Consider the following 13,075-nt stretch of genomic DNA (forward strand, 5'->3'; position numbering starts at 1 on the left):
CTTGAGAGCAAAACGCCCGGGCTGGCCGGGCGTTTTGGAGGAAATCATTGCTGCTTTTTAGGCTGGTCACGACGATGACCAATGTTCGAAAAGACGTTGAACACTTCACCCAGGCCGTAGATGGCACCGAGGATGATAGCCATCACTACTGGCACCATGATTACCGCGAATACCAGACTTTTCAACAACTCTAACATGGTTTTCTCCAGATCTTGTGAACGGCTTATTCTACCCTGAAAAGTAAGAAAAACATCCCCTTTTGTGCGGTGCGCTTTCCGCCCCCGGGCATTTGGGTCACAATAGCCTTTTTACCGGGACACTGTTATGCAGGCCGAAATTCTCCTCACCCTACGACTTCAGCAGAAGCTTTTCGCCGATCCGCGACGCATCGCCCTGTTAAAACAAATAGAACAAACTGGCTCGATTAGCCAGGGCGCCAAAAACGCCGGTATCAGCTATAAAAGCGCCTGGGATGCGATTAACGACATGAACACCCTGAGCGAACACACGCTGGTTGAGCGCGCCACCGGCGGGAAAGGCGGCGGCGGCGCCGTGTTGACGCGTTACGGGCAACGTCTGATCCAGCTCTACGATTTACTGGCGCAGATCCAGCAAAAAGCATTTGATGTGCTGAGCGATGACGACAACCTGCCGCTTGACAGCCTGCTGGGCGCCATCTCCCGTTTCTCTTTGCAGACCAGCGCCCGCAACCAGTGGTTTGGTACGGTGACGGGGCGCGATCATTCGCAGGTGCAGGAGCATATAGAGATCCTGCTCGCGGACGGTACGACGCGTCTGAAAGCCGCCATCACCGCGCAAAGTGGTCAACGCCTTGGGCTGAACGAAGGTCAGGAGGTGCTGGTATTACTCAAAGCGCCCTGGATCAGCATCGCACTCAACCCTGAGCAGGCCGCAGAGGCCGACAACCAGCTACGCGGGTGTATCAGCCACATCGAGCGCGGCGCAGAACAATGTGAAGTGCTGATGACCCTGCCGGATGGACAGTTGCTCTGCGCCACCGTTCCGGTGAACGACGCGACCGAATTAGACGAAGGTGCTGTGGTGACCGCATATTTCAATGCAGACAGGGTAATTATCGCCACATTGTGCTAAGCGCATTGACAACCCTGCTTACACTGAGTATCCCTGACATCTGTTGCTGCAAAAAATGGGATAACACATGTCATCATTGCATATTTCGCAAGGCACGTTTCGTCTTAGTGATACCCGTACCTTATCGCTGCCAGAGTTAACCCTTCGCGCCGGAGAAAGCTGGGCGTTTGTGGGCACGAATGGCAGCGGAAAATCCGCGCTGGCCCGCGCTCTGGCAGGCGAATTAACCCAACTGAAGGGTGAACGTCGGTGCACCTTTACCCGGCTGACGCGCCTTTCCTTCGAACAGCTGCAAAAGCTGGTCAGCGATGAGTGGCAGCGTAACAATACCGATTTGCTCAGCCCCGGCGAAGAAGATACCGGCCGCACGACGGCGGAAATTATCCAGGATGAGATAAAAGATCCTGCCCGCTGTCAGCAGCTGGCGGAGCAATTTGGCATTACCGCCCTGCTTAATCGCCGCTTTAAATACCTTTCAACCGGTGAAACGCGCAAAACGCTGCTGTGTCAGGCGCTGATGAGCGAGCCGGAACTCCTGATCCTGGATGAACCGTTTGACGGACTGGATGTGCAGTCCCGCGCGCAGCTGGCAGCGTTGCTGGCGTCGCTTAACCAGCAGGGATACACGCTTGTGCTGGTTCTTAACCGCTTTGATGAGATCCCGGATTTCGTACAGTATACGGGCGTGCTGGCGGACTGTAGCCTGACCGAAACCGGCGAGAAAGCCGTACTGCTTCGGCAGGCGCTGATTGCGCAGCTGGCGCACAGCGAGAAACTGGACGGTATTGCCCTGCCGGAGCCGGATGCGCCCTCAGCACGCCACGGGCTGGACCCTGACCAGCCGCGCATTGTGCTGCGCGATGGGGTGGTTGCTTACGACGATCGCCCTATTCTTAATCACCTCAGCTGGACGGTTAATCCTGGTGAGCACTGGCAGATCGTCGGCCCCAACGGGGCGGGTAAATCCACGCTGCTGAGCCTGATCACCGGGGATCACCCGCAGGGATACAGCAACGATCTCACCCTGTTCGGCCGTCGCCGCGGCAGCGGGGAAACCATCTGGGATATCAAAAAGCACATCGGCTATGTCAGCAGCAGCCTGCATCTGGACTACCGGGTGAGCACCACGGTGCGAAACGTGATCCTCTCTGGCTTCTTCGACTCCATTGGTATTTATCAGGCGGTATCCGACAAGCAGCACAAGCTGGCGCAGCAGTGGCTGGATATTCTGGGTATGGATAACCGGGTCGCCGATGCGCCATTCCACAGCCTGTCGTGGGGGCAGCAGCGGCTGGCATTGATCGTCCGCGCGCTGGTCAAGCACCCTACGCTGCTGATTCTTGACGAACCGTTGCAGGGGCTGGATCCGCTCAACCGTCAGCTGATCCGCCGCTTTGTGGATGTCCTGATTAGCGAAGGTGAAACCCAGCTGCTGTTTGTGTCCCACCATGCTGAAGATGCCCCGTCCTGCATCACCCATCGGCTGGAATTTGTCCCTGACCGCGAGCAATACCGCTACCTGCTGAGCAAAATCGATTAACGCGTGGAGGGCGCTGCCCTCCGCTTTTCAGACAACCTGCAACAATACATCTCTATCTCTTTGATCTACAATGCACTCAGTCTGAGAAAAAGCGCGTGTGAAAACCAGTGTAAACGATACCACTATTTTATCCCATGTCACACTTTTCGCGTCTCTGATATGCTATGGTTAATTCATACCATAAGCCTAATGGAGCGAAATATGCGAGTTCTGGTAACAGGTGGTAGCGGTTACATAGGAAGTCATACCTGTGTGCAACTGCTGCAAAGCGGCCACGATGTCGTCATTCTTGATAACCTGTGCAACAGTAAGCGCAGCGTGCTGCCGGTCATTGAACGCCTTTCGGGTAAACAGCCGACTTTCGTGGAAGGCGACATCCGCAATGAAGCGTTGATGACTGAAATCCTTCACGATCACGCGATTGAAACCGTTATCCACTTCGCGGGCCTGAAAGCGGTTGGCGAATCGGTGGCAAAACCGCTTGAGTACTATGACAACAACGTCAACGGTACCCTGCGTCTGATCTCCGCCATGCGTGCGGCCAACGTTAAAAATTTTATCTTCAGCTCCTCCGCGACCGTCTACGGCGATCAGCCAAAAATCCCTTACGTTGAAAGCTTCCCGACCGGTACGCCGCAAAGCCCGTATGGCAAAAGCAAGCTGATGGTAGAGCAGATCCTGACCGACCTGCAAAAAGCTCAGCCTGAGTGGAGCATTGCCTTGCTGCGCTACTTCAACCCGGTTGGCGCGCATCCGTCAGGTGATATGGGCGAAGATCCGCAGGGCATTCCTAATAACCTGATGCCGTATATCGCGCAGGTTGCCGTAGGGCGCCGCGATTCCCTGGCGATTTTTGGTAACGATTATCCCACCGAAGATGGCACCGGCGTGCGCGATTACATTCACGTCATGGATCTGGCCGACGGCCACGTGGCGGCGATGCAGCAGCTGGCTGATAAACCGGGCGTGCATATTTACAACCTCGGCGCCGGGATCGGCAGCAGCGTGCTGGACGTGGTGAATGCCTTCAGTAAAGCCTGCGGCAAGCCGGTGAAGTATCACTTCGCTCCCCGCCGGGATGGCGACCTCCCGGCTTACTGGGCCGATGCCACCAAAGCGGATAAAGAGCTTAACTGGCGTGTCACCCGCACGCTTGATGAAATGGCACAGGATACCTGGCACTGGCAGTCGCGCCATCCGCAAGGCTATCCAGATTAAGGATTTGTCATGACGCAATTCAATCCCGTCGATCACCCGCATCGTCGTTTTAACCCGCTCAGCGGGCAATGGATTTTAGTTTCACCGCATCGCGCCAAGCGCCCCTGGCAGGGGGCGCAAGAGACGCCTGCCAAACAGACGCTGCCGCAGCATGATCCGGACTGTTTCCTCTGCCCGGGCAATACGCGCGTGACGGGCGATAAAAACCCGGACTACCAAGGCACCTTTGTGTTTACTAACGACTTTGCCGCGCTGATGACCGATACGCCAGACGCGCCGGAAAGCCATGACCCGCTGATGCGCTGCGAAAGCGCCCGCGGCACCAGCCGCGTGATCTGCTTCTCGCCCGATCACAGCAAAACGCTGCCGGAGCTCAGCGTGGAGGCGCTGAAAGAGGTGGTCAGCACCTGGCAGGCGCAAACCGCAGAGCTGGGGCAGAGCTATCCGTGGGTGCAGGTGTTCGAAAACAAAGGCGCGGCGATGGGCTGCTCCAACCCGCATCCGCACGGTCAGATCTGGGCGAACAGCTTCCTGCCAAATGAAGCCGAGCGTGAGGACCGACTGCAAAAAGCATATTTCGCCCAGAACGGTTCGCCGATGCTGGTGGATTACACCCAGCGTGAGCTGGCGGATGGCAGCCGTACCGTGGTGGAAACCGAGCACTGGCTTGCGGTGGTCCCTTACTGGGCGGCGTGGCCGTTTGAGACGCTGCTGCTGCCTAAAGCCCATGTTCAGCGCATTACCGAACTCAGCGACGCCCAGCGAGACGACCTTGCGCTGGCGCTGAAAAAACTGACCAGCCGCTACGACAACCTCTTCCAGAGCTCCTTCCCCTACTCCATGGGCTGGCACGGCGCGCCGTTTAACGGCGAAGAGAATCAACACTGGCAGTTACATGCACACTTCTACCCGCCGCTGCTGCGTTCTGCGACGGTACGTAAATTCATGGTGGGCTATGAAATGCTGGCGGAAACCCAGCGCGACCTGACGGCGGAACAGGCGGCAGAACGTCTGCGTGCCGTTAGCGACGTCCATTACCGCGAATCAGGAGTCTAAAAATGAGTCTGAAAGATAAAACACAATCCCTGTTTGCTGAAAAATTTGGCTACCCTGCCACCCATGTTATCCAGGCGCCTGGCCGCGTTAATCTGATCGGCGAGCACACCGACTATAACGACGGTTTTGTCCTGCCGTGTGCCATCGACTACCAGACGGTGATCAGCTGCGCGAAACGCGACGATCGTCATGTGCGAGTGATCGCCGCGGATTACGGCAACGAAATTGACGAATTTTCCCTCGATGCGCCGATCGTGACCCACGACAGCCAGCAGTGGTCGAACTATGTTCGCGGCGTGGTGAAGCACCTGCAAAAGCGTAACAAGAATTTCGGCGGGGCCGATCTGGTGATCAGCGGCAACGTGCCGCAGGGGGCGGGATTAAGCTCTTCCGCATCGCTGGAAGTGGCGGTCGGCACCGTGTTCCAGCAGCTTTATCATCTGCCGCTGGACGGGGCGCAGATCGCCCTCAACGGTCAGGAAGCGGAAAACCAGTTCGTGGGCTGCAACTGCGGCATTATGGATCAGCTGATTTCCGCGCTGGGCAAGAAAGAACACGCTTTGCTGATTGACTGCCGCTCGCTCGGGACCAAAGCGGTTCCGCTGCCTAAAGGTGCGGCTGTGGTGATCATCAACAGCAACTTCAAACGCACCCTGGTGGGCAGCGAGTACAACACCCGTCGCGAACAGTGCGAAACCGGCGCGCGCTTCTTCCAGCAGCCAGCCCTGCGTGATGTCTCACTTGATGAATTTAACAAGGTTGCCCACGAGCTGGATCCGGTTGTCACGAAGCGCGTGCGCCATATACTGACGGAAAATGCCCGTACCGTAGAAGCCGCCTCCGCGCTGGCGAAAGGTGACCTGAAACGGATGGGCGAGCTGATGGCCGAATCGCATGCCTCCATGCGTGACGATTTCGAAATCACCGTGCCGCAAATCGACACCCTGGTTGAAATTGTGAAAGCCACGATTGGCGACAAAGGCGGCGTGCGTATGACCGGCGGCGGATTTGGCGGGTGCGTCGTCGCCCTGGTGCCGGAAGAGCTGGTCCCTGCCATTCAGGACGCGGTGGCTAAACAGTACAAAGCCAAAACGGGCATCAAAGAAACTTTCTATGTCTGCAAAGCATCACAAGGAGCCGGACAGTGCTAAACGAAACACCGACACTCGCACCGGATGGTCTGCCGTATCGCCTGTTAACCCTGCGCAACAGCGCCGGGATGGTGGTTACGCTGATGGACTGGGGCGCAACGTTACTTTCTGCCCGCGTACCGATGCCTGACGGCAGCGTGCGCGAAACCCTGCTTGGCTGCGCATCGCCGGAGCAGTATATCGAGCAGACCGCTTTTCTGGGCGCATCCATAGGCCGCTACGCTAACCGCATCGCCAGAAGCCAGTTTACGCTGGACGGCGTAACGTATTCCCTGCTTGCCAGCCAGGGCGAAAATCAGCTGCACGGCGGCCCGGAAGGGTTTGATAAACGTCGCTGGAAGATTGTGCAGCAAAATGACGGTGAGGTCTGGTTCTCTCTGGACTCCCTCGATGGAGACCAGGGCTTCCCGGGCAATCTCACCGCAACAGCGCGCTTCACCCTGACCGAAGATAATCGCATCGCCATTGAGTACCGCGCGACCGTCGATAAGCCGTGCCCGGTCAATCTGACTAACCACGCCTATTTCAACCTTGACGGTAATCAGACCGATGTCCGCAGCCACAAACTCCAGCTCCTGGCGGATGAGTATCTGCCGGTCGATGAGATGGGTATCCCTTATCAGGGGCTGAAACCGGTAAGCGGAAATAGCTTTGATTTCCGTCAGCCGAAAACCATTGCTCAGGATTTCCTGAGTGATGACGATCAGCGCAAGGTGAAAGGCTACGACCACGCGTTCCTGTTGCAGGCAAAAGGCGATCTTTCTCAACCTGCCGCACAGGTCTGGTCTGCTGATGAGAAGTTACAGATGACGGTCTACACCACCGCCCCTGCTCTACAGTTCTACTCCGGTAACTATCTGGAGGGTACCACGGCGCGTGAACATGACGCCTACGGCGCCTGGCAAGGACTGGCGCTGGAGAGCGAGTTCCTGCCGGACAGTCCTAACCATCCTGAATGGCCGCAGCCGGACTGCGTGCTACGTCCGGGTGAAGAGTACGTAAGCGTCACCGAGTATCATTTCATTCCGCGCGCTTAATGTCCGGCGGCGCACGGGCCTACAAATGTAGGCCGGAGAAGCGAAGCGCCATCCGGCAAAAAAGCCTGGCCCTCACCGCGAGGGCTTTTTTATCTCCGCCTTGCTGAAAATAGCGGCGATCGCAGACAAAATCATAACCCTGGATTCACATGCATCTTACACTCTCGAACTATTTTCGCTATGGTTAGGGTTAAGCGTTGCTGCTGGCACAGTCACGGCAATATAATGAGAATTGTTATCATTCAAAATGCTTGAGGAGTAAGAAATGGCTAATACTAAGCTTGTCCTGGTGCGCCACGGCGAAAGCCAGTGGAACAACGAAAACCGCTTCACCGGTTGGTATGACGTTGATCTGTCCGAGAAAGGCGTGAGCGAAGCAAAAGCGGCAGGTAAACTGCTGAAAGAAGAAGGCTTCACCTTTGACTTTGCTTACACCTCTGTGCTGAAACGTGCCATCCATACCCTGTGGAACGTTCTGGACGAGCTGGATCAGGCCTGGCTGCCGGTTGAGAAATCCTGGAAACTGAACGAGCGTCACTACGGTGCGCTGCAAGGTCTGAACAAAGCGGAAACCGCAGAAAAATACGGTGACGAGCAGGTTAAGCAGTGGCGTCGTGGTTTTGCGGTCACGCCTCCAGAGCTGAGCAAAGATGACGAGCGCTACCCGGGCCACGATCCGCGTTACGCGAAGCTGACTGAGGCTGAACTGCCGCAGACCGAAAGCCTGGCGCTGACCATCGACCGCGTTGTGCCTTACTGGAACGAAACCATTCTGCCACGCCTGAAAAGCGGCGAGCGCGTCATTATCGCTGCTCACGGTAACTCCCTGCGTGCGCTGGTGAAATACCTGGACAACATGGGTGAAGATGAAATCCTCGAGCTGAATATCCCTACCGGCGTGCCGCTGGTGTACGAGTTCGACGAAAACTTCAAGCCAGTTAAACATTACTACCTGGGTAACGCCGACGAAATCGCTGCAAAAGCGGCGGCCGTGGCGAACCAGGGTAAAGCGAAGTAATATTCCCCGGACATAAAAAAAGCGTGGAGCAATCCACGCTTTTTTATTGCCCGGGACAAACTTAGCCGCGACGCGCTTTAACCGCATCCGCCAACTGACGCAGGATCGCATCGGTATCGTCCCAGCCAATGCAGGCATCCGTCACGCTCTTACCGTAGACCAGCGGCTCGCTGCCCTCCAGGTTCTGGTTGCCTTCCACCAGATGGCTCTCAATCATCACCCCAATCACTGCGCGTTCACCGCTGGCGATTTGCTGACACACATCTGCGCCGACTTCCATCTGCTTTTTAAACTGTTTGCTGGAGTTGGCATGGCTGAAATCGATCATCACCTGCGGTGCCAGACCCGCTTTCTCCAGCCCTGCTTTTACCTCCGCTACGTGTTTAGCACTGTAGTTAGGCTCTTTACCGCCGCGCAGTATGATATGGCAATCGCCATTACCGCTGGTATTCACGATAGCGGAGTGGCCCCACTTGGTCACCGACAGGAAGCAGTGCGGCGCGCCAGCCGCATTAATGGCGTCAATAGCGACTTTAATGGTGCCATCAGTGCCATTTTTGAAACCCACCGGGCATGACAGGCCAGACGCCAGCTCACGGTGAACCTGAGATTCCGTCGTACGCGCGCCAATAGCGCCCCAGCTCATCAGGTCAGCCAGATACTGCGGGGTGATCATATCGAGGAATTCTCCGGCAGCAGGCAGCCCGCTGTCGTTGATCTCCAGCAGCAGCTTACGCGCAATGCGCAGGCCGTCGTTGATCTGGAAACTGTTGTCCATATGCGGATCGTTGATCAACCCTTTCCAGCCCACGGTGGTACGCGGTTTTTCGAAATAAACGCGCATCACGATTTCCAGTTCGCCTTTCAGCTCTTCACGCAGGGCGAGCAGACGCGACGCATACTCTTTGGCCGCAGCAGGATCGTGAATGGAGCACGGCCCAATGACTACCAGAAGACGATCGTCGCTACCTTTCAGGATCTTGTGGATCGCCTTGCGGGCATGAGACACCGTGTTGGCGGCATTTTCGGTGGCGGGGAATTTTTCAAGGAGCGCTACGGGAGGTAATAACTCATTGATCTCTTTAATGCGTAAATCGTCGTTCTGATAATTCATCTTCTTTCCGGCTCTGCCATATCTTTAGTAATGAAAGCAATCCTTTCAATCTAACTTGTCGGCCACGAAGTGTAAACGGGCTTTTACACTTCGCGCAGATAATTCCTGGAATTCGTCTAAAATACACAACAAAATAGCGAAAAATGAGATCTGGCCTAAGCTTTTTACTTGTAACGACTGTTTTTAAATATTTATACGCGATTCCATCCTGACATAAATCAGGAAACTGGGATCTTTCGCCACTGAACAAGATGCACTGTTGGAGAATGTTATCCAGCGTAACGATAAGAACAGGAGCACCATGATGAAAATGACGAAACTGACTACGCTTTTCCTGACGGCAACCCTTACTCTGGCAAGCGGTAGCGTACTGGCTGCTGACGCAGGCTCATCCGGCAGCAATGGCGACGCTAATGCTGCTGCCGAAGCGGGCCAGGTTGCGCCGGATGCAAAACAGAATATTGCGCCAAACAATGTTGATAACAGTAATATCAACACGGGCAATACCAACACCGGCGGGACGAGCACAGGCACGATGAACCATGAAGGTATGACCACCGACGAGGTTCATAAAAACTCTGTGTGTAAAGACGGGAAATGCCCGGACCCGAATGACAAAGTAGGCAGCGATGCCAATACCAAAACGGACGGTACTACCCAGTAACCTTCCGTAAGGTAAAACAGGGAGAGCGAATGCTCTCCTTTTTTATTTAAGCTCTTAAAAACGCTAAACTAAAAATAATAATAAATCAGGAACGATACCATGGCGCACTCCCACTCCCATTCCCACTCCACTGGCGATGAAAATGCCAAACGGCTTCTGCTGGCTTTTGGCGTCACTGCCACCTTTATGATAATTGAGGTAATAGGCGGGCTGATATCCGGATCGCTGGCGCTGCTGGCCGATGCCGGGCATATGCTGACCGACGCTGCCGCGCTCCTGTTTGCTCTGCTGGCCGTGCAGTTTGCCCGTCGCCCTCCCAATACCCGCCACACCTTTGGCTGGCTCAGACTGACCACGCTTGCCGCCTTTGTGAATGCGATTGCACTGGTGGTCATTACTCTTCTTATCGTCTGGGAGGCTTTTCAGCGCTTTCGGCATCCACAACCGATAGCCGGGACGACAATGATGGTTATCGCCATTGCCGGGTTGGTCGCCAATATTCTGGCGTTCTGGATATTGCACCGCGGTAGCAGTGAAAAAAATCTGAACGTACGGGCCGCGGCGCTTCATGTGCTGGGCGATCTGCTGGGTTCCGTAGGGGCCATCGTAGCCGCGCTGATCATTATGGGCACGGGCTGGACCCCTATCGACCCGATTCTTTCCGTGCTGGTATCGTGCCTTGTATTACGCAGTGCCTGGCGGCTGTTGAAAGAGAGCGTCAATGAGCTGCTGGAAGGCGCTCCCACGTCGCTGGATATTGGCGAGCTAAAACGCAATCTGTGTCGTTCCATTCCTGAAGTCCGTAACGTTCACCACGTTCACGTCTGGCTGGTGGGTGAGAAACCGCTTATGACGCTGCACGTTCAGGTTATTCCGCCCCACGATCACGATGCGTTGCTTGAACGTATTCGGCACTTCCTTGAGCATCACTACGAAATTGCGCACGCCACCATCCAGATGGAGTATCAGCCATGTAACGGGCCAGACTGTCACCTGAACGAGGCGCAGTCCGGCCACTCACACGCCCATCACCATTAACGGGAAAGCGCGCGCGAGCCACGCTCACGCGCGCTGTTAATCCACATGCGACTGCCGTTCAGGGCAATGACCGTCAGCAGCATGTACTCCAGCGACATGGCATAAACACCCTGGCGGGCAAAAATCACCACGCTAATGACGTTGATGACCACCCACAGCAGCCAGTTCTCAACGTATTTACGGGTCATCAGGATCATTGCGGCAATCGACAACACCATCATGCAGGAATCCCAGAACGGGAAGGCATCCGGCTGAAGCTCAGGCATCGTCACATTTAATCCCAGACCCGACATGACCGAGACCGCCACGCGCGTCAGGAAGGCAAATACCGGATCAATAAAGACGGTCATAAAGCCGATAGCCACCACGCAGGCCGCGAACCAGGCGATGGCTTTTGGCAACGGCAGCCAGCGGATTTGCAGTTCCGCCTCCTGCTGACTGTTTTGCCGAGACCAGGCGTACCAGCCATAGATATTGGCTGCGAAGAAGAACAGCTGTAGAAGCAGGCTGGCGTAGAGCTGGATCTGGAAGAAGATGATCGCAAACAGCGTGACGTTTATCAGCCCGAACGCATAGTTGCTGATCTTCTCAAGGCTGGCCAGCCAGATACAGAGTAAACCGGCCAGCGTACCGACCGCTTCAATCCACGACAGGTCATAGCCGCCCGCACCAATCGGGATATGAACCAGGATGTTCTGTGTGCTAAAAAAATCCATTTTTTCTCCGGGGCGTAATAAGTTAAGTACGTAGTGTAGCCGCAAAATCCAGCATACGGTTAAGTGGAATTAACGCGCCTTCACGCAGGGCGGCATCCACGTGGATCTCATGTGCTGCGCTACCGTTCTCCAGCCCCTCCGCAATCGCTTTGAGCCCATTCATCGCCATCCACGGGCAATGCGCGCAGCTTCGGCAGGTCGCCCCTTCTCCGGCGGTCGGCGCTTCGAGCAACGTTTTTTCCGGCACGGCCTGCTGCATCTTGTAGAAGATACCGCGATCGGTCGCCACAATGAGCTGCTTGTGCGGCAGGGTTTTCGCAGCATGAATAAGCTGGCTGGTTGACCCGACGGCATCCGCCATGTCGACGATGGACTGCGGAGATTCCGGGTGCACCAGAATCGCGGCGTCCGGGTATAACCCTCTCATGCGCGTCAGGGCCTGGGTCTTAAACTCGTCGTGAACGATACAGGCGCCCTGCCAGCACAGCACATCCGCACCGGTTTGTTTTTGTACATAGTTTCCCAGGTGACGATCGGGCGCCCAGATGATTTTCTCCCCCAGGCTGTCCAGATGCTCAATCAGCTCAACGGCGATACTAGAGGTCACTACCCAGTCTGCCCGGGCTTTCACCGCCGCAGACGTGTTGGCATAGACCACCACGGTACGATCAGGGTGGGCATCACAGAAGGCGGTGAACTCATCAATCGGGCAACCGAGGTCAAGGGAGCATTCGGCATCCAGCGTCGGCATCAGTATGGTTTTTTCCGGGCTGAGAATTTTTGCCGTTTCGCCCATGAAGCGCACACCTGCAACCAGCAGCGTGGAGGCAGGATGTTTTGCACCGAAACGCGCCATTTCCAGGGAGTCTGAGATACAGCCGCCCGTCTCTTCTGCCAGCTGCTGAATTTCCGGGTCGGTGTAGTAATGCGCCACCATCACCGCATCACGCTCTTTAAGCAGGCGCTTAATTTTTTCACGATAGAACTGTTTTTCATCCCGGCTTAGCGGAGCGGGCTTCGGCGGGAAGGGATAGATTGCTGTTTCGGGATCAAACATCACACTCATTATGGCTTCTCGTTTTACTGGCTTAACAATATTGCCTTTGTTTTGCATGAGATAACAAAAATGAGGCAATGGTGTTTTGTATACTAAACAAGATAGCGAATTTGAGGGGGAATGTCATCGGGAATTGATGCCGGTAGCATCTGTCGGGTGGCGGCTTCGCCTTACCCGACCTACAAGGCACTGGCGAACGACAGATAGCAAAAAGGCGCCTTTAGGGCGCCTTTCAACACTGGTGGGTCGTGCAGGATGACTCGGCTTCGCCTCGCCCTTCGGGCCGTTGCTAAAGCAACGTTATCCTTCACGTTTAATATCTGAGTAAAACATTAAAATTGGTGGGTCGTGCA

Annotated in this window: 13 protein-coding genes; 9 read left to right on the plus strand and 4 right to left on the minus strand. The window is 55.5% G+C overall.

Features of this window, described 5'->3' with window-relative positions; genetic code table 11:
* Nucleotides 1–44: 44 nt before the first annotated feature.
* On the minus strand, nt 45–197 hold the full coding sequence (locus IM290_RS09315; RefSeq protein WP_003858549.1) for an AcrZ family multidrug efflux pump-associated protein: 153 nt from the start codon (nt 195–197) through the stop codon (nt 45–47).
* Between the two features lie 127 nt (nt 198–324).
* On the opposite strand from IM290_RS09315, the gene modE reads away from it, so the two are divergent.
* From modE to gpmA, 7 genes are all read left to right on the plus strand, one after another.
* The gene (gene modE, locus IM290_RS09320; RefSeq protein ID WP_045337861.1) at nt 325–1,113 is read left to right on the plus strand and encodes a molybdenum-dependent transcriptional regulator; all 789 of its coding nucleotides are present in this window, start codon (nt 325–327) and stop codon (nt 1,111–1,113) included.
* 67 nt (nt 1,114–1,180) lie between these two features.
* Nucleotides 1,181–2,653 carry a molybdate ABC transporter ATP-binding protein ModF gene (gene modF / locus IM290_RS09325; protein WP_193041697.1) on the plus strand — a complete coding sequence of 491 codons (1,473 nt, stop codon included), beginning with the start codon at nt 1,181–1,183 and terminating at the stop codon, nt 2,651–2,653.
* A 201-nt stretch (nt 2,654–2,854) separates the two neighbouring features.
* Nucleotides 2,855–3,871 carry a UDP-glucose 4-epimerase GalE gene (galE, locus tag IM290_RS09330; RefSeq protein WP_003858554.1) on the plus strand — a complete coding sequence of 339 codons (1,017 nt, stop codon included), beginning with the start codon at nt 2,855–2,857 and terminating at the stop codon, nt 3,869–3,871.
* A 9-nt stretch (nt 3,872–3,880) separates the two neighbouring features.
* Nucleotides 3,881–4,927 carry a galactose-1-phosphate uridylyltransferase gene (galT, locus tag IM290_RS09335; protein ID WP_193041698.1) on the plus strand — a complete coding sequence of 349 codons (1,047 nt, stop codon included), beginning with the start codon at nt 3,881–3,883 and terminating at the stop codon, nt 4,925–4,927.
* 2 nt (nt 4,928–4,929) lie between these two features.
* Nucleotides 4,930–6,078, plus strand: coding sequence for a galactokinase (galK, locus tag IM290_RS09340; protein ID WP_193041699.1), 1,149 nt, complete (start codon nt 4,930–4,932; stop codon nt 6,076–6,078).
* Complete coding sequence (galM, locus tag IM290_RS09345; RefSeq protein WP_193041700.1) at nt 6,072–7,115, plus strand: galactose-1-epimerase; 1,044 nt, start codon at nt 6,072–6,074, stop codon at nt 7,113–7,115. Before galK ends, galM begins: the two co-directional genes overlap by 7 nt.
* A 265-nt stretch (nt 7,116–7,380) precedes the next feature.
* On the plus strand, nt 7,381–8,133 hold the full coding sequence (gene gpmA, locus IM290_RS09350) for a 2,3-diphosphoglycerate-dependent phosphoglycerate mutase (protein ID WP_006809557.1): 753 nt from the start codon (nt 7,381–7,383) through the stop codon (nt 8,131–8,133).
* Between the two features lie 61 nt (nt 8,134–8,194).
* On the opposite strand, the gene aroG is transcribed toward gpmA, so the two are convergent.
* Nucleotides 8,195–9,247: a 3-deoxy-7-phosphoheptulonate synthase AroG gene (gene aroG, locus IM290_RS09355; RefSeq protein ID WP_003858564.1), complete on the minus strand. Its 1,053-nt coding sequence runs from the start codon at nt 9,245–9,247 to the stop codon at nt 8,195–8,197.
* Between the two features lie 304 nt (nt 9,248–9,551).
* On the opposite strand from aroG, the gene IM290_RS09360 reads away from it, so the two are divergent.
* Together IM290_RS09360 and zitB are read left to right on the plus strand one after the other, a co-directional pair.
* Nucleotides 9,552–9,911 carry a protein YbgS gene (locus tag IM290_RS09360; protein WP_017384957.1) on the plus strand — a complete coding sequence of 120 codons (360 nt, stop codon included), beginning with the start codon at nt 9,552–9,554 and terminating at the stop codon, nt 9,909–9,911.
* 99 nt (nt 9,912–10,010) lie between these two features.
* A complete protein-coding gene (gene zitB / locus IM290_RS09365; RefSeq protein WP_017384958.1) occupies nt 10,011–10,949 on the plus strand; it encodes a CDF family zinc transporter ZitB in 939 nt (312 codons plus the stop codon).
* On the opposite strand, the gene pnuC is transcribed toward zitB, so the two are convergent.
* Nucleotides 10,946–11,665, minus strand: a complete 720-nt coding sequence (pnuC, locus tag IM290_RS09370; protein ID WP_023296141.1) for a nicotinamide riboside transporter PnuC — start codon at nt 11,663–11,665, stop codon at nt 10,946–10,948. The genes zitB and pnuC overlap by 4 nt on opposite strands.
* 22 nt (nt 11,666–11,687) lie before the next feature.
* Nucleotides 11,688–12,731 (minus strand): quinolinate synthase NadA, encoded by a 1,044-nt coding sequence (gene nadA / locus IM290_RS09375; protein WP_193041701.1) that lies wholly within the window; start codon nt 12,729–12,731, stop codon nt 11,688–11,690.
* Nucleotides 12,732–13,075: the final 344 nt, after the last annotated feature.

It is taken from the genome of Enterobacter cloacae complex sp. S1 (genome assembly GCF_014930525.1).
In the GTDB taxonomy this organism is placed as follows: domain Bacteria; phylum Pseudomonadota; class Gammaproteobacteria; order Enterobacterales; family Enterobacteriaceae; genus Enterobacter; species Enterobacter hormaechei_C.